The sequence below is a fragment of the Erythrobacter sp. S57(2025) genome (genome assembly GCF_057365055.1).
Genome location: NZ_CP200299.1, coordinates 425200 through 441032, shown reverse-complemented (window position 1 = coordinate 441032; position 15833 = coordinate 425200). Strand labels below are relative to the sequence as shown.

Annotated in this window: 15 protein-coding genes; 7 read left to right on the top strand and 8 right to left on the bottom strand. The window is 59.1% G+C overall.

The features are described from left to right. Positions 1-30: 30 nt before the first annotated feature. Entirely contained in the window at positions 31-2727 is a 2697-nt protein-coding gene (locus tag AC0V6N_RS01975; protein WP_486169918.1) for a TonB-dependent receptor domain-containing protein, read from the top strand. Between the two features lie 65 nt (positions 2728-2792). Here AC0V6N_RS01975 and AC0V6N_RS01970 read toward each other — a convergent pair whose 3' ends face one another. The 8 genes from AC0V6N_RS01970 to AC0V6N_RS01935 all read right to left on the bottom strand — a co-directional run bounded on the left by AC0V6N_RS01970 (position 2793) and on the right by AC0V6N_RS01935 (position 10285). Then, entirely contained in the window at positions 2793-3812 is a 1020-nt protein-coding gene (locus tag AC0V6N_RS01970; protein ID WP_486169917.1) for an aldo/keto reductase, read from the bottom strand. A 196-nt stretch (positions 3813-4008) separates the two neighbouring features. Next, positions 4009-4749, bottom strand: coding sequence for an SDR family NAD(P)-dependent oxidoreductase (locus AC0V6N_RS01965; protein WP_486169916.1), 741 nt, complete (start codon positions 4747-4749; stop codon positions 4009-4011). A gap of 36 nt (positions 4750-4785) precedes the next feature. Beyond that, a complete protein-coding gene (locus tag AC0V6N_RS01960; RefSeq protein WP_486169915.1) occupies positions 4786-5418 on the bottom strand; it encodes a glutathione S-transferase family protein in 633 nt (210 codons plus the stop codon). A 42-nt stretch (positions 5419-5460) separates the two neighbouring features. Beyond that, positions 5461-6603, bottom strand: coding sequence for an acyl-CoA dehydrogenase family protein (locus tag AC0V6N_RS01955; RefSeq protein WP_486169914.1), 1143 nt, complete (start codon positions 6601-6603; stop codon positions 5461-5463). An 82-nt stretch (positions 6604-6685) separates the two neighbouring features. Continuing rightward, positions 6686-7081 (bottom strand): hypothetical protein, encoded by a 396-nt coding sequence (locus AC0V6N_RS01950; RefSeq protein ID WP_486169913.1) that lies wholly within the window; start codon positions 7079-7081, stop codon positions 6686-6688. An 89-nt stretch (positions 7082-7170) separates the two neighbouring features. Next, a complete protein-coding gene (locus tag AC0V6N_RS01945) occupies positions 7171-8001 on the bottom strand; it encodes a ferredoxin--NADP reductase (RefSeq protein ID WP_486169912.1) in 831 nt (276 codons plus the stop codon). A 150-nt stretch (positions 8002-8151) separates the two neighbouring features. Then, positions 8152-9204, bottom strand: coding sequence for a Fe(3+) ABC transporter substrate-binding protein (locus AC0V6N_RS01940; RefSeq protein ID WP_486169911.1), 1053 nt, complete (start codon positions 9202-9204; stop codon positions 8152-8154). Positions 9205-9265: 61 nt separating this feature from the next. Continuing rightward, complete coding sequence (locus AC0V6N_RS01935; protein ID WP_486169910.1) at positions 9266-10285, bottom strand: ABC transporter ATP-binding protein; 1020 nt, start codon at positions 10283-10285, stop codon at positions 9266-9268. 68 nt (positions 10286-10353) lie between these two features. On the opposite strand from AC0V6N_RS01935, the gene AC0V6N_RS01930 reads away from it, so the two are divergent. From AC0V6N_RS01930 to AC0V6N_RS01905, 6 genes are all read left to right on the top strand, one after another. Then, complete coding sequence (locus tag AC0V6N_RS01930) at positions 10354-12009, top strand: ABC transporter permease (RefSeq protein ID WP_486169909.1); 1656 nt, start codon at positions 10354-10356, stop codon at positions 12007-12009. Between the two features lie 86 nt (positions 12010-12095). Next, positions 12096-13097, top strand: coding sequence for a magnesium chelatase ATPase subunit I (locus tag AC0V6N_RS01925; RefSeq protein WP_486169908.1), 1002 nt, complete (start codon positions 12096-12098; stop codon positions 13095-13097). Further along, positions 13094-14398 carry a magnesium chelatase subunit D gene (locus AC0V6N_RS01920; RefSeq protein ID WP_486169907.1) on the top strand — a complete coding sequence of 435 codons (1305 nt, stop codon included), beginning with the start codon at positions 13094-13096 and terminating at the stop codon, positions 14396-14398. The genes AC0V6N_RS01925 and AC0V6N_RS01920 overlap by 4 nt, the downstream gene beginning before the upstream one ends. A 35-nt stretch (positions 14399-14433) precedes the next feature. Next, on the top strand, positions 14434-14760 hold the full coding sequence (locus AC0V6N_RS01915; RefSeq protein ID WP_486169906.1) for a hypothetical protein: 327 nt from the start codon (positions 14434-14436) through the stop codon (positions 14758-14760). Between the two features lie 10 nt (positions 14761-14770). Then, positions 14771-15664 (top strand): alpha/beta fold hydrolase BchO, encoded by an 894-nt coding sequence (gene bchO / locus AC0V6N_RS01910; protein ID WP_486169905.1) that lies wholly within the window; start codon positions 14771-14773, stop codon positions 15662-15664. Positions 15665-15677: 13 nt separating this feature from the next. Continuing rightward, entirely contained in the window at positions 15678-15833 is a 156-nt protein-coding gene (locus AC0V6N_RS01905; RefSeq protein WP_486169904.1) for a hypothetical protein, read from the top strand.

The following is a 15833-nucleotide window of genomic DNA, read 5'->3' as shown; positions in this document are numbered from 1 at the left end:
AAGACCTAAATCATGAGGGGGTCTCGCATAATGTCGACCGGAACACGTCTGGCGGGCTTGCTGCTTCTTACCACGTCACTTTCCTTCCCATCAGTTCTCCATGCGCAATCAACTGGCGCGGGCGAGGATGAGCTAGCGCAGGATGTGCAAAGCGTTGAAGAAGAAGAATTCGACGAACCTGATGTGTCTGTTCCAGGCGGTTCAGGCATCATCGTGACGGGACGTCGCAACCGCAATCCAGAGCGTTCGTCGACGCAGGTGCTCAACGTGCTTTCTGATGAAGACATTGCGCGCACGGGCGAAGGCGACATTGCTGGGGCTCTCGGCCGTGTGACAGGCCTATCGCTGGTTGGTGATGGCCGCGTATTTGTTCGTGGCCTTGGCGATCGCTATTCACTGGCCCTGCTTAACGGCCTTCCTTTGCCAAGCCCGGAACCACTTAGCCGCGTTGTTCCACTCGACATCTTCCCGACCAACGTCATCGCCTCTTCCTTGGTTCAGAAGACCTATTCGGCAAACTACCCTGGCGAATTTGGCGGCGGCGTGATCAACTTGACCACCAAGGCTGTACCTACCGAAGACTTCCTCTCTGTCAGCTTCAGCGCAAGCGGCGACACGGAAACCACTTTCTCAAACGGCCTGACCTATCCCGGTTCGGACCTCGATTCTTTCGGGTTCGACACCGGCCTGCGCGATACTCCGACCAACCTTCAAGCATTCCTCGACAGTGGTGAGCGCATCAGTGCGGTCGATATTGCCACGGCTGAGGGCATTGCAGGGGAACTGTTCCCCTCAAGCCTCGTCACTTTGCAACGCGAAGACTCGCAGCGTCCGAACTTCTCAGGTTCGATCACAGGCGGTCTCTCGCTTGAGCTGGGCGGCGACACCTATCTCGGCATCATCGCGACAGCCTCGCTCAAGAACAGCCTGCGCAATCGTCAGGTCTTGAGCCAACGCGGTAGCAATGACCTGTCCGAAGTGTTTCAGCAGGACGAGACCTTTATCACTGATGAGAACGTGTTGGTGAACGGCCTCCTCAGCTTTGGCCTCGATTTTGGACCGCACACCGTGCGTTGGACCAACCTATATATTCGCGACACCCTCAAAACCGCGCGTTTGCAGGAGTCATTCGACATTTTCCCCGGTGAGACCGGTTTCGACTTCATCAACCAGCAAACCGCTTTCTTCGAACGTCAGCTGATTGATACGCAGGTCGTGGGTGAGCTCGACTTTGACCGGTTCAATGTCGATTTTCGCGCTGGGTACGCGCGGACGGACCGCGAGGCCCCGTTCAACGCCAATTTCAGTTACACGCGTACCAACTTCTCCGACAATCAGTTCGGTGATCTGTTCGTTGCGTACTTCAACCAGCTTTCCGATGCCGGCATTTCAACGGTCTCCTTTGATGACCTGCAGGAAGAGCTGTATTTTGGCAGCTTCGACCTTGGTTATGAGGTAACAGACAACTTCGAACTTACCGTCGGTTATGCATACACCGACACGGATCGCCGCTCAGAAAGCCGCGAGTTCCGTCCGTTCATCACGCCTGACCCTGCGAACCCCGCACTTGGCGAAACCGCCGCGATTGCGCTCGGGCTGCGCCGTCCGGGCAGCATCATTGACCAAGCGACACTTGATGGTTTCAACGTCAGTCTGACCGAAGCGACGCCGTTTCCTGTGTTCGACGCCGCGCTAGAGATCCAAGCGGGTTACGGCATTGCGCGCTGGTTGCCGACTGATCGCCTGACCCTCGAAGTGGGCGTTCGCTACGAAGACGCTGACCAGAACGTCGCGCTTGACCAATCCGTGTTCAACACGCCGGTTGCAGGCGCCACGCCCACCTCCATCGGCAATGACTACTTCTTGCCCGGTGGCACGATCACTTGGGAGGCGATCGACGATGTGCAACTGCGCGCCTCTGCCTCCAAGACCATCGCACGCCCGCAGTTCCGTGAACTGATCGAACAGCGCTTCTTCGATCCTGCATCCAACCGCCTATTCCAAGGCAACCCGCTGCTGCAGGACAGTGAGCTGATCAATGCCGAAATCCGTGCGGAGCACTATCTGGGCGGTCCCAACCGGGTAAGCCTTGCAGGCTTCTACAAGGAGATCGACAACCCGATTGAGACGACCTTCAACGTCGCATCAGGTCAGGTCTTCACTAGCTTTGCAAACGCTCCTTCTGCTGAGCTTTTCGGTCTTGAGTTTGATGCTGTTTACGGCATCGATCTGTATGGCCTTGGCGGGACCTTCTGGGAAACCAAGCAGTTCCTTATCATTGCCAACTACACCTACACGCAATCCGAATTGTCGGTTGGTGAGGGCGATCTCTCACCTGTGCCCGGCAACCCCAACCAGCTCGCCAGCCTCATCTTCGATGATGGCGCGCCGCTAGTGGGCCAGTCGGATCACCTCGTAAACCTGTCATTCGGCATCGAAGACACCGAGAAGACCCAGCAGATCACCGTGCTCTTCAACTACGCCAGTGAGCGTGTGACCCAGCGTGCTGGCGCTCAGCCGGACTTCGTTGAAGATCCCGGCCTCTCCATCGACATTGTCGCCCGCACTGAAGTCAATTTGGGCATCCCGATGGAGCTGAGCTTTGAAGCCCGCAACATCACAGGGCGCGACAACTTCGAGTTCCAAGAACTTGATGGCAACCGGATTGAGTTCAACACGTTTGACGTGGGCACCTCGTTCTCTGTCGGAGTGAAGGCTGAGTTCTGATACTCACCCACATTGAAGTAGGAAAGGGCTTTCTCGCGTCTGAGAAGCGGCCCTTTTCGTATGCGTTATCGGACAGTGACCTGATCCATCGCTGGCATCGCCATGCCCATGCCGGTGGGCCATTTGGGACGGTAGGGGCCTTCGATAGCTGCCACGTCCTCAGCGGTCAGTTCGATGTCGAGCGCAGCCACAGCAGCCTCGATGTGGTGCGGCTTGGTTGCGCCGATGATGGGAGCGGCCACCGCAGCCTTGCTGAAGTGCCATGCGAGCGCCACGCTCGCCATTTGCACGCCCCGCGCCTTCGCCACGCTTTCGAGCGCGTCGATCACCGCTCGATCAGCTTCATCAGCGTCCTTGTAGAGCATCTTGCCCACGCCATCGGTCTGGCTGCGCACCGTCTCTTCGCCTGCTGGCCGTGCGAGCCTCCCGCGCGCCAATGGGCTCCATGGGATGACCCCTACCCCTTCCGCTTCGCACAGGGGCAGCATCTCGCGCTCTTCCTCGCGGTAGAGCAGATTGAGCTGGTTTTGCATCGAGATGAAGCGGGTCCAGCCGTTTGCGCGCGCCGTCTCCTGCGCCTTCGCGAACTGCCATGCATACATTGACGATGCACCGATATAGCGCGCTTTACCCGCCTTCACGATGTCGTGGAGCGCTTCCATTGTCTCCTCGATCGGAGTGTGGTCATCCCAGCGGTGGATTTGGAACAGGTCGATATAGTCCATGCCCAGCCGCGTCAGGCTGTCATCGACCGCTTGCATCAGGCTCTTGCGCGAGAGGCCACCAGTGTTCGGAGCATTGCGCCAAGGGATGAAGGCTTTGGTCGCCACCACCACCTCATCACGGTTCGCCATCTCACCCAGCAGCTTGCCTGTGATCTCCTCTGACGTGCCGCCGGAGTAGCCATTGGCGGTATCGTAGAAGTTGATCCCCGCCTCCAGCGCTTGCCTGAAGAACGGACGGCTCACCTCCTCACCCAACAGCCAATCGCCGTGCCAGCCTTTGGTCGTATCGCCATAGCTCATGCAACCCAGACACAGCTGCGAAACGGAGAGGCCGGAATTGCCAAGCCGGGTGTATTTCATCGTATTTCTCTCTCCAACACGCCACTTGAGCGTTTACAAGCACTTAGCTGAGACATGGACCGCATGTTACACGGTCCTGGGGCTAAAAACTCTGGCTTCCCAAAACGGGAGCAATTGGCCGGGATTTGAGCGTCAATCATGCTGCGCAAAATGGCACAGATTTGCCCATGTAGGAAAGCTTTGCCTCCCCCTTCGCTCAAGACAAAGTCAGCCCGCCATCGACCACCAATGTCTGCCCGGTCATGTAAGACGACAAAGGCGAGGCGAGGAACAATGCTGCCCCTGCCATTTCTTCTGGCGTGCCGGTGCGGCGCATGGGGATGCCGCTCACCATCGCCTCGAGCCGCTCGGGGTGGTCGGTCATCACCGATGTCATTTTGGTCGGCACCAGACCCGGCGCAATTCCATTCACCCGGATTTGGTCCCTCGCCCAAGCCATACCCAGAGTCTTCACGAGGCTCGCCGCGCCAGCTTTGGACGCCGCATAGGCCGGGTTGCCGATCACCGCATTGAACGCCGCGACGGAGGAGATGACGATCATCGTGCCGCCCGTATCCGCCAAACCGGAATGGAAAGCGCGCGCCACATCCATTACTGAGTTGAGGTTCACATCGACCACATCGTCCCAGCCTTTTTGCGCAAATTCCTCTTGCCCATAGCGCACAAGCCCTTGGCACTGGATCAGCACGTGAGGCTCCAGCATCGCATCAGGCAGAGCATCAACTGCCTCGCGGTCCATCACATTCAATTGGTGGTAGGTCAGGCCGGTAAAGTCGCTATCCTCGGCCTCCAGATAGTCGCCTGCATCGGGCCGCGTGCCGGTGACAACCACCTCGCCTTCGCGCTGCCGAAAGGCTTGCGCAATGCCATTGCCAATCCCGCCAGAGCCTCCGATCACAAGGATGCGTTTGCCGGTAAAATCGAGTGGGTCAGTCATGGGATTTGCTCTCAATCAGTTGGGATCGAATAGACGTTAGGAGGATTTGCGCGGCTTCAGATCGGAAAGCGCCTTTTGAAATGCAGGGCGTGATTTGAGCCTGGCAAAATAGGCGTCGACCCGATCTGTGAACTCTACGCCCGTGCAGGCCTGCGCAAAAAACAGTGTGTATCCCATTGATATGTCGGCGGCGCTAAAGCCGCTGCGCAGAATATACTCGCGGTCCTCCAACTGGTTCTCAAGCATCTCAAGCGCCTTGACGATCTGATAGCGGCAATAACCGTCAAACTCGTCGGTCACCTTGTATTTGTCCAAGCCAGAGGCATGACCAAAGCTAACCGCGATGTAATTGGCCATACCGCTTTCGGCCATGTGCAGCCATTGGAGGTACGCTCCATACTCAGGATTGTCGGCGGTGACACTCAGAGGGCTTGGTCCATAGCGACCCAGCAAATATTCGAGCGTTGCGCCGGATTCGGCGATCAAGGTGTCGCCATCATAGAGCGCAGGAACCTTCCCCATCGGATTGATTGTTCGAAACTCATCGGATGCGAAGTAGGCACCATCATATTTGATGCTCTTCAATTCGTAAGGCAGCCCCATTTCTTCGAGCAGCCAAAGCGTACGGATCGAGCGCGTACCGGGTGAATGGAATAGTTTAAGCGTCATCGTGCCCTCCCAGGCGCCCGGTTTGATAGTCTCGACAGATCTCTAAATCTCGCGGCTCACGACTTCCTTCATGATCTCGCTCGTGCCGCCATAGATGCGCTGCACGCGCGCATCGCGCCATAGGCGGGCAATCGGATATTCGTTCATATAGCCAGCGCCGCCGTGGAGTTGGAGCGCGGCATCGACCATCTCCCATTGCATTTCGGTGTGCCACAGCTTGGCGGCAGACGCCTCGCCTGTGGTCAGTTCACCGCGAAGGTGGCGGGCGATGGCCCAGTCGAGATGCGCCCAGCCGACTTGCAGCTTTGCCGCCAAGTCCGCGAGCGTGAATTTGGTGTTCTGGAATTCAAACACGGTTGATCCAAAGGCCTTGCGATCCTTGGTAAAGTTCACAGCTTCGTCAAACGCACGCTGCGACCCACCCATGGCGGAGACGGCGATAGAAAGGCGCTCTTGCGGCAGCTCTTCCATCAAGTGGATGAAGCCGCGATTTTCGCCGCCCAGAATGTTGGTCTTAGGCACGCGTACATCGGCAAAGAACAGTTCGGACGTGTCGGCGGAGTGTTGCCCGATCTTGTCGAGATTGCGCCCGCGTTCAAAGCCGGGAGTGTCAGCATCGACCAGGATCAGTGAGGTGCCCTTGGCCCCTGCGCTCGGGTCAGTCTTTGCAACCACGATGACTACGTCCGCGTTCTGGCCGTTGGTGATGTAGGTTTTGGAGCCATTGATGACGAGGTGATTGCCATCCTCAACTGCGGTGGTCTTGATCCCCTGAAGATCACTGCCAGCACCCGGTTCGGTCATTGCAATCGCGGTAATACAATCACCCGAGATCATGCCGGGTAGATATTTCGCTTTCTGCTCGTCGCTTCCCAGCCGCTCAAAGTAATTGACGGTGATGTCGTTTTGCAGCGTGAAGCCAGCGGACGAGCCCATGTAGCTAAGCTCTTCAGCGAGCACGCAGTTGAAGCCGAAATCGAGCCCCAGCCCGCCATGCTCTTCAGCGACCGTGGGGCACAACAGCCCTGCATCACCCAACGCTTTCCATGCCTCACGCGGCACGACGCCCTCTTCCTCATGTTGGTCGAGGTGAGGCTCCATATGCTCTGCAAAGACCTTGCGAACCGTATCGCGGAACGCTTCGTGGTCTTCGTTATAGGCTGTGCGGTGGGCTACGTTGAGCATTGCGGGCATTCTCTCCAGTGGTCAGGTTGCGAGTGGCAACTGACCTGAGAGAGACAGCAATGTAAAGTGCGTTTTGTGAGGCCTAGACCAGGTTGCAGATCACCAGCACACGCAAAGTTTCACCATCTGTGGTGAGAACCGGAGTGGCCTCGCCGCTGGGTAGGTCTCTCAATAGCTCTTGCAGAGCCTCTGGCAGGGACGTTTGGCCAACAAAGCGATTGCGCACGACATCTGCGTCCAGGCTTTGCGCGACCTGATAGGCGTCTCCACAGGATTTGATCTCCTGTGTCATGGACTGAAATTCCGGCATCGGGGTCTTATCAGCCGTCACAGTGAGCTGCATCAGCGAATAACGCGGGACGGTGCTTGATCGTTCAACCGGGAAAAGAGCCTGCGCCGAAAGCGCCGCGGGCGCCAGAACCGCAGCAGCGATTGCAGCTGTTGAAAGGGATTTCGCTAACAAAGATTGAACCGACATTGCCACACCTCCTGTTTTCACCGAGGGGAAGCTGCGCCGATGACCGTGAACCCAAACTGAACTCTTGGCTCAGTAGAAATGCGGAAAGCTTAGCCGACAAAGGCGCGTTCGATCACAAACTGACCGGGCTTGTTATTCGCGCCCTCTTCAAAGCCGCGCGCTTCCAAATCCGCCGCATGGTCTTTGATCATCGCCATTGATCCGCACAGCATCACGCGGTCTGTTTCAGGGTCGAACTTTTGCGGGCCCTTGCTGTCCTTGAACAAGCGGCCATCGTCGATCAGCACCTGAATGCGGTCGGTCGTGTGGAATTCTTCGCGGGTCACAGTGGGCACGTAGATGATTTTCGCGCGGTCTTCGTCTTCGAGCAGCGGATCACCTTCAAGCTTCGATTCCAGAAGATCACGATAGGCAAGATCTTTCACTCGGCGCACCGAGTGTACGACGATCACTTCGTCATACATAGCAAAGACCTCCGGATCGCGCACAAGGCTCATGAACGGTGCGAGGCCGGTTCCTGTGGAGAGCATAAACAGACGCTTGCCCGGCAGCAGCGCATCAGTGACGAGCGTGCCAGTTGGCTTTTTGCCAAGGTAGATCGGATCACCCGGCTTAATGTGTTGCAGGCGCGATGTGAGCGGGCCGTCTTGCACGATGATAGAGAGGAATTCGAGCTCCTCTTCGTAGGATGGACACGCCACCGAATAGGCGCGCAGCAGCGGCTTGCCGTCTTCCTTTGGCAGACCAATCATCACAAATTCGCCAGAGCGGAAGCGGAAGCTTGCGGGCCGCGTCATCTTCAAGCTGAAGAGATCATCGTTCCACTGGTGAACATCGGTAATGGTCTCAACCGAAATCGCTCCGCTTTCCTGAAAAGCTTCGCGTGGTGGGATCGGTGATGTGGTCGCGGTGTCAGTCAAAACGTCAAACCTTCAAACTCTCGGGTGTCAGGCGTAATTCTCGCCTTGATATGACGGCGCAGATGGACGTTTGGGGGGCGCTATTCAAGGTAGTTTAGCGATGCGCAAGGAAAGCACGGCTTGAAACCGTGCTCTCCTGCGCTTGCCATATTAGTTCCAGCCAGCGCGGTCGAATATCTCGACAGCCTCGCGGCTATTCGCGCCGATTTGCGCGGCGTTCAGTGTGTCCGCTTTGAACTCACCCATCTCTTCGACGGAGGAATTGGCCACAACATCAGGGACGGCCGGATATTCATTATTGCCATTTGCGAAGTACTTTTGCGCGCTTTCCGAGGTCAGATATTCGAGGAAGCGGATCGCATTATCGCGGTTGGGCGCATTGGCAACAACGCCCGCGCCGCTGACATTGATATGAGTGCCTGCACCATCCTGATCCGGAAAGATCACACCCAGCGCATCAAAGATCGCGCGCTGTTCGCGGTCTCCACCAGCAAAGCGCGCTAAATAGTATGAATTCACTACCGCAATCCAGCATTCGCCATTGGCCACACTTTCAATTTGTGCGGTATCATTGCCCTGCGGATCGCGCGCGAAATTGGCGACGACGCCATTCGCCCAATCTTCGGCAGCATCTGAGCCGCGATTGGCGATGATACTGGAGAGCAGCGAAATATTGTAGATGTTCGAGGAGGAACGGATGCAAATCGAATTATTGAAGACCGGGTTGGCTAGGTCTTCGTAGGAGGAAAGCTCCCTCGGATTGCCTTTGTCCTTGTTGTAAATGATTACGCGCGCTCGGGTGGATAGGCCAAACCAAAGGCCTTCGGGATGCCGGAGGTGCTCTGGCAAACGCTCGGTCAACACGTCGCTTTCAACCGCAGACAGAATACCCGCCTCCTCAGCGCGCCACAGGCGACCAGCATCAACGGTGATGAGCAGGTCAGCGGGTGAAAACTCGCCCTCGCTCTGAATCCGTTCGATCAGCGCGTCTGCGTCCGCTTCAATCCGGTTGACCTTGATCCCGGTTTGATCGGTGAAGTCATCATACAGCGCCAGATCGGTGTCGTAATGGCGCGAGGAATAGAGGTTCACCTCGCCCGCATCAGCCACTCCATCAGCCGAACCATCTTCAGTTTCAGCACAGCCAGCAATCGCCAATGCGCCCGCCAAAATGGTGGCGGCGGCGAGAAAATTACGCTTCATGAAAGTTCCTTCCGAGCTTTATTGCGAATGCGTTGCAATAGTAGAATGGCAATTGCAAGCTCTATTTTCGTGAGAATGCCAATACGCTGCCCGGCTGCGGGGTCGGGGTGTAAAGCGCGCTCGCATCGACGGCCACTGTGGTCTCTGCGGTAATCTCCCCGCCGTTTGCACCTTGGAACAAGACGCGGTTTGCGCCGCCGATGGAGTGTAAATCACGGATCGCGAGGCCCTGTTTGCCCGGCACACAGGCCAGCCGCTCAGCATAGATCAGCAGGTCGAGCGCTTCGTCATCTGGCGCGCCTTGCGCAAGCACGCTTACCGGCCAGTCGCCGAATTCGGTCAGCAAAAAGCCGCCTTCGCGCGTCGCAGGCACCATTTGCGCGCCGCCGAAAATCGCACCAACGGATGCCGCCTCTGGTCGCTCATGCAAATCCTCCGGCGTGCCGAACTGCACGATGCGCCCGGCATCCATCACGGCAATATTGTCCCCGATATCGAGCGCCTCTTCGGGATCATGCGTCACCAAAATTGTCGTTGTCCCGCGCGCTTTCAGCAAACGGCGGCATTCGCGCCGTAAGTTCCGACGCAGAACAATATCGACGCTGGCAAAGGGTTCATCCATCAACAGGACTTGCGGCCCCGGCGCCATCGCGCGCGCCACCGCTGCGCGTTGTTGCTGCCCGCCGGAAAGCTCATGCGGATAACGCTCACCCAGCCCAGCCAGCCCGACCTGTTCGAGCCAGCCACCGACAAGTCCCTGCTCGCTGGCCTCCATGCCAAAAGCGACATTTTGCGCGATTGTCATATGCGGAAACAGCGCGCCGTCCTGAAACACCAGACCCACCGGGCGGTCCTCTGGTGGAGGGCAATTGCCAACCTCAGCCAACAGCGCTCCATCCACCAGCACCTCGCCCTGCTGAACCTCCAAGAGGCCCGCGGCCAGCTTAAGCAAGGTTGACTTCCCGCAGCCAGACGATCCAAGCAGGCAGGTGATTTCACCGGGGGGCGCTGTAAAGGACACGTCATGCAGCGCCATCACTTCTCCATACGCATGGGCAATATGTCGAAATTCAAGGCTCACAATACTGTCCTGCATGATGCGCGAATAAGCGCAGGTAAAGGTGCGTGCGGGTGAGAAGCCTTACGCAAATGCCACAGGAGAAAGCAAGCACAGGCGGTTTGATCGCCCGGCTAAAGCTTGACGCATGGACAATCGGCGCGCTTGTGATTGCTGCGCTGGCAGCTTTGCCGATACTAGCCATTGTTGTGTCCGCGCCCGCTGGCGGCCTCGAAGCGATTACTCATCTCGCAGGCACCGTGCTGGGCACTTACACGCTTAACACGCTGCTGCTGATGGTGCTGGCAGGCGGCCTTGCACTGGTGGTCGGCACAGGCTGTGCATGGTTGGTGAGCGCGGCGCGCTTTCCGGGGCGCGGGGCGCTGAGCTGGGCACTGGTCCTGCCACTCGCCGTACCCGCCTATATCGCGGCCTATATCTATGCCGACCTGCTCGACTTCTCCGGGCCTGTTCAAGCCGCGCTGCGCGGTATCACCGGATGGGGAGTGGGCGACTATTCCTTCCCACAAATCCGCTCGCTACCCGGCGGAGCCTTTGTGCTGGGAATCGTCCTATACCCTTATGTCTATCTGCTCGCGCGCGGTGCCTTTGCCGCGCAAAGCGTTGGGCAATTTGCAGCAGCGCGCAGCCTGGGCGCAAAGCCGGCGGGCGCGTTCTGGCACGTTGCCCTACCCGGAGCCCGGCCCGCGATCGCTGGCGGGTTGGCGCTAGTGTGCATGGAGGTGCTCGCGGATTTCGGCGTCGCGCAATATTTCGCCATCCCCACATTCAGCACAGGCATTTTCCGCAGCTGGCTTTCGATGGGGGACAAGCAAGCAGCCCTAAAGCTCGCCGCGTTTATGCTGCTATTCGTGATTGCGCTTATCGCGTTTGAGGCGCGCACACGCTCTGGCCGTGTGACCAGCAAGGATGTGGCGAACAGCGCGGATGAGCCTCTCATCCAGCTATCGCGGCGCGGTCAATGGTTCGCTACCCTCGCCTGCACATTGCCCGTGCTGCTGGGCTTTGGCATCCCTGCCCTGCACCTCCTCTCAATGGCACCCAGCGAGGCCGCGATTGGCGCGATGCGCGATCTTGGCAGCTATATCAGCGGCAGTTTCTGGTTGGGACTTTCGACGGCGATTGTCTGCGTGTTGGCCGCATTGCTGCTGGCTTTTGCGAAAGCGCGGTCAAACTCATGGGCTGTGCGTGGCGCCATCCGAGTGTCGACATTGGGCTATGCTTTGCCGGGCGCGCTATTGGCGGTTGGATTGCTCGCCCCGTTGGGCGCGATCGACATCTCGCTCACTCGCTTTTCGCGTGACAGCTTGGGCTATACGGGCGGGCTTATCCTGACAGGCACGAGTGTGATCCTGATCTATGCGCTCAGCGTGCGGTTCCTCACCGTCGCGTTCAATTCGGTCGATGGGGGACTGTCGAAAATTCCGGAGAATTTGGACCACGCCGCGCGATCCTTGGGCGCCAAACCTGCCCGTGTTCTTACGCGAATTTATGCGCCGCTGCTCTCCCCCAGCCTCGCGGCCGCCGCTGCGCTAGTCTTCATCGATACCCTGCGCGAATTGCCCGCAACACTCATCCTGCGTCCCTTCAACTTGGAGACTTTGGCAACCCGCACCTATCGCCTCGCCAGCGATGAACGGCTGGTCGAAGCATCGATCCCCGCGCTGATCCTTCTTGCGGCCGGATTGCTCCCCGTGCTGCTGCTCAACCGCGTGGGCAAGTCCTAAAGCGAGACAAGTGTCAGGCTGAATTGTCAGCGCAACTGTCATGCAAGCTTGTCGAATGCGCCATAAGTGTTCAAAAGAGGCCGCACATGGCCCGTTTTCCTTTCTCCGCCATCGTCGGACAAGACGAGATGAAGCAGGCGCTGCTGATTGCGGCGGTCGATCCCAGCATTGGCGGCGTGATGGTCTTTGGCGACCGCGGCACGGGCAAAAGCACCGCCGCGCGCGCGCTGGCTGGGCTGTTACCGCCAATCACTGCCCATGCGAATTGCGCCTATGGCGGCTCCAAGGAAGATGCGCAAAGCTATCCCGATGTGTGCGGCGGAGGCCCTTTGCGCAAACGCGCCGTGCCCTTTGTCGACTTGCCCCTGGGCGCGACCGAAGACCGGGTGATCGGTTCGCTCGATCTGGAGCGTGCATTGCGTTCGGGCGAGAAGGGTTTCGAACCCGGCCTACTGGCAAAGGCGCATCGCGGGTTCCTCTACATCGACGAGATCAACTTGCTCGAAGACCATCTGGTCGACCTGCTTCTGGACGTCGCAGCCTCCGGCGAAAACGTCGTCGAGCGCGAAGGGCTGTCGGTCCGACACCCGGCAAAATTCGTGCTGATCGGCTCAGGCAATCCCGAAGAGGGCGAACTGCGCCCGCAACTCCTCGACCGCTTCGGCCTCTCTGTCGAAGTGCGCACGCCAGAAGCCATCGAAACGCGGGTCGAAATCATGCGCCTCGTCGCCGCGAACGAACGTGATCCCGAAGGCTTTGCCGCTGATTGGGCCGATGAAGACGCGAAAATCCTCAAACAAATCGCGCGCGGAAAAACCAAGCTGGCTAAGCTGGAAGCGGGCGACGATGTGCTGACCGATGCCGCGCACCTGTGCCTTGCCGTTGGAGCCGATGGGCTGCGCGGAGAGCTGACTTTGATGCGCGCTGCACGTGCGCTGGCGGCGCTTAAAGGCGCGCGCAAGGTGAAGCGCGAACACTTAGTCGCCGTTGCGCCATCGGCCCTACGCCACCGCCTGCGCCGCGATGTGCTTGATGAAACGGGATCGACCGTGCGCATTGCTCGCGCGATTGACGAGCTGTTCGGGTGAACGATCCGGCGAGCCCGGACCCTCTTGAAAACGCGCATCTCGCGGCAACACTTTTCGCCGCGAAACCTGCAAAATTCGGCGCAATCGCGCTGCGCGGTGCATCGCCTGCTCGCGACGCCTTAGTGTCGGCAATCAGCCAAGCTTTACCCACCCGCCGCCTGCCCGGACATGTTGAAGATGAGCGCTTGCTTGGCGGGATCGACATCGCCGCCAGCCTTGCTGCGGGCATACCGGTCGAGACGCGCGGGCTATTGGCAGAGGCCGAAGGCGGAGTGCTTGTTGTGCCTATGGCCGAGCGGATGGAGCCGGGAATTGCTGGGCGCTTGGCGCAGGCTTTGGATGACCGCCGCATTGCACTGGTGCTGCTCGACGATGGAATTGAGCCTGAGGATACGCCGCGGCCAGCATTGCTAGAACGAGCCGCGTTTCATTGCGACCTTGGCACATCGCGCGAAGCGGAATGCGCGCCGCTCCCCAATCCCCCTAATGCAACAGCAACTCTAGATGAAAATGGCCTCCAAGCTCTCGCGGCGACAGCTGCGGCTTTGGGCATTCACTCACTAAGACCCCTGCTATTCGCGAGCGAAGCGGCGTGCAGTCATGCGGCTTTGGCCGGACGCGGCACGGCGACGAACGAGGATCTGGAGGCTGCCGCGCGCTTAGTGCTTGCACCGCTCGCCAAGCAGCTTCCGCCTCAAGCTGAAGAAGCGCCCGACGAGCCTCCTCCGCCACCGCCGGAAAGCTCTTCCGACCCGTCGGACAATGACGGCGACAATTCGGAGATGTCGCTGGAGGAGTTGATCGTCGCTGCCGCCGCTGCCTCAATCCCCAAAGACCTGCTCGCTGAACTGGCCAAAGGCAAAGCGCCAAGAAAGGGCGCCATCGGCACAGGGCAAAAGCGTAAAGCGGGCCTTCGCGGCAAACCTTTGGGCGCGCGGCCCGGAATGCCGCGAGGCGGCGCGCGGCTTGCGCTCATCGACACATTGCGCGCAGCGGTCCCTTGGCAAGCTGTGCGGCGACGCGAAAGTGGCTCAGACCCCGACGCCCCGATCATTATGCGCAAGGAAGATTTGCGCGTGCGCCGGTTCGAGGAAAAGTCCGCGCGCGTTACGATCTTTGCGGTCGACGCTTCGGGGTCAGCCGCTGCCGCGCGGCTTGCCGAGGCCAAAGGCGCGGTCGAGTTGATGCTCGCACAAGCTTACGTCACGCGCAGCGAAGTCGCGCTGATCGCCTTTCGCGGAGAGGAAGCAGAGCTGCTTCTCCCCCCACCCGCTCACTCACGCGGGCCCGCCGCGCCTTAGCGGAACTACCCGGAGGCGGCGGCACACCGCTTGCCATGGGGCTGAATGCAGCGCGCGAAGTGGCTCGATCAGTCGCGAGCAAAGGGCGCACGCCGAGCCTTGTGATCCTTACTGATGGGCGTGCGAACATCGGCGCTGACGGCTCGCCGGGGCGCAAGCAGGCGGGCGAAGACGCTGAAGCCGCAGCAAAGGCAATTGCGCGGGAGGGGCTCGACGCTTTGGTGGTCGATATCTCTGCAAGACCGGGGCGCGAGGGGCCGATGCTGGCGAATAACCTCCAAGGCCGCTATCTCGCTTTGCCGCGCGCCGATGCGAAGGCGCTGCATGAGGCAATCTCTGAAAAGACACGAGAAGCCGCGTGAGGCTCTCCCCATGAGTAGGCCCCTCAATTGGGAGCGCGAAGGCCTGCTTTGGCCGGGCCGAGACACCTCGCATTTCGTGAAAACAGGTGGCGCGCGGTGGCATATCCAAACGGCGGGAGACACGGGCAAGCCAAAACTTCTGCTGCTGCATGGCACTGGCGGTTCGGTGCATTCATGGGCCGGAATGATCCCACTACTAACCAAGCAATTAGATTGGCTCGCCCCAGACTTGCCGCGCCATGCCTTCACCACCGGCCACCCGCCAGAGGTGATGTCGCTGCCCCGAATGGCGCGCGAGATCGCAGGGCTCTTGGCCCATTTGGACTTTCAGCCGGACATGATTGTCGGCCATTCCGCAGGCGCGGCTTTATCGCTGCAATTGGCGCTCGATCACGGGTTTTCGGGGCCCGTTGTGGGGCTGAATTCTGCGCTTCGCCCTTTCCCTGGCCCTGCCGCCCAACTGTTTCCCGCGCTTGCCAAGCTGCTGTTTGTGAACCCCTTCGTGCCGCGTGTCTTTTCCTCACTCGCTGAGCGTAGCGGGGAGGCAGAGCGGTTTTTGATCCGTTCTACAGGCTCGACAATCGGCGCAGAAGGCATGGCGTGTTATGAGGCATTGTTTGCCAATTCGCGCCACACCAAAGGCGCACTGGCGATGATGGCGAATTGGGATTTGCCCACTTTGCGGAACCGGATGAGCGAAATCGCAAACCCGGTGCTGCTGGTACACTCAGACAAAGACGCTGCGATCCCGCTCGATTGGGCGCGCGAGGCGAATTCGTGGCTTTCCACCTCGCGCCTCGAGGTGCTCAGCGGCCTCGGCCATCTTGCGCATGAAGAAGCGCCCGAGCGCACAGTGGAACTGATCCGCGCGTTCAGCGCTGAATATCTATCGCAGCCCGCCTAAGGAGGACCAGATCATGGAGAACTTTGCCTGGATTGAGCTTGTTTTCTTCTACGGGATAGCGATGGGTTTTGGCCTGTGGCAATGGCTCAAAATGAAGCGCGAGCTAAAGGAAAGCCGCGCGCGCAAAGCGGCCGAAGAGGCAGCGGCAAAAGAGCAGGAAGACAGCTAA

Coding starts and splice junctions, on each gene's coding strand:
- AC0V6N_RS01905 (WP_486169904.1), top strand. CDS start 15,678: ATGGAGAACTTTGCCTGGATTGAGCTTGTTTTCTTCTACGGGATAGCG.
- AC0V6N_RS01970 (WP_486169917.1), bottom strand. CDS start 3,812: ATGAAATACACCCGGCTTGGCAATTCCGGCCTCTCCGTTTCGCAGCTG.
- bchO (WP_486169905.1), top strand. CDS start 14,771: ATGAGTAGGCCCCTCAATTGGGAGCGCGAAGGCCTGCTTTGGCCGGGC.
- AC0V6N_RS01965 (WP_486169916.1), bottom strand. CDS start 4,749: ATGACTGACCCACTCGATTTTACCGGCAAACGCATCCTTGTGATCGGA.
- AC0V6N_RS01975 (WP_486169918.1), top strand. CDS start 31: ATGTCGACCGGAACACGTCTGGCGGGCTTGCTGCTTCTTACCACGTCA.
- AC0V6N_RS01955 (WP_486169914.1), bottom strand. CDS start 6,603: ATGCTCAACGTAGCCCACCGCACAGCCTATAACGAAGACCACGAAGCG.
- AC0V6N_RS01950 (WP_486169913.1), bottom strand. CDS start 7,081: ATGTCGGTTCAATCTTTGTTAGCGAAATCCCTTTCAACAGCTGCAATC.
- AC0V6N_RS01960 (WP_486169915.1), bottom strand. CDS start 5,418: ATGACGCTTAAACTATTCCATTCACCCGGTACGCGCTCGATCCGTACG.
- AC0V6N_RS01925 (WP_486169908.1), top strand. CDS start 12,096: ATGGCCCGTTTTCCTTTCTCCGCCATCGTCGGACAAGACGAGATGAAG.
- AC0V6N_RS01940 (WP_486169911.1), bottom strand. CDS start 9,204: ATGAAGCGTAATTTTCTCGCCGCCGCCACCATTTTGGCGGGCGCATTG.
- AC0V6N_RS01930 (WP_486169909.1), top strand. CDS start 10,354: ATGCCACAGGAGAAAGCAAGCACAGGCGGTTTGATCGCCCGGCTAAAG.
- AC0V6N_RS01915 (WP_486169906.1), top strand. CDS start 14,434: ATGGGGCTGAATGCAGCGCGCGAAGTGGCTCGATCAGTCGCGAGCAAA.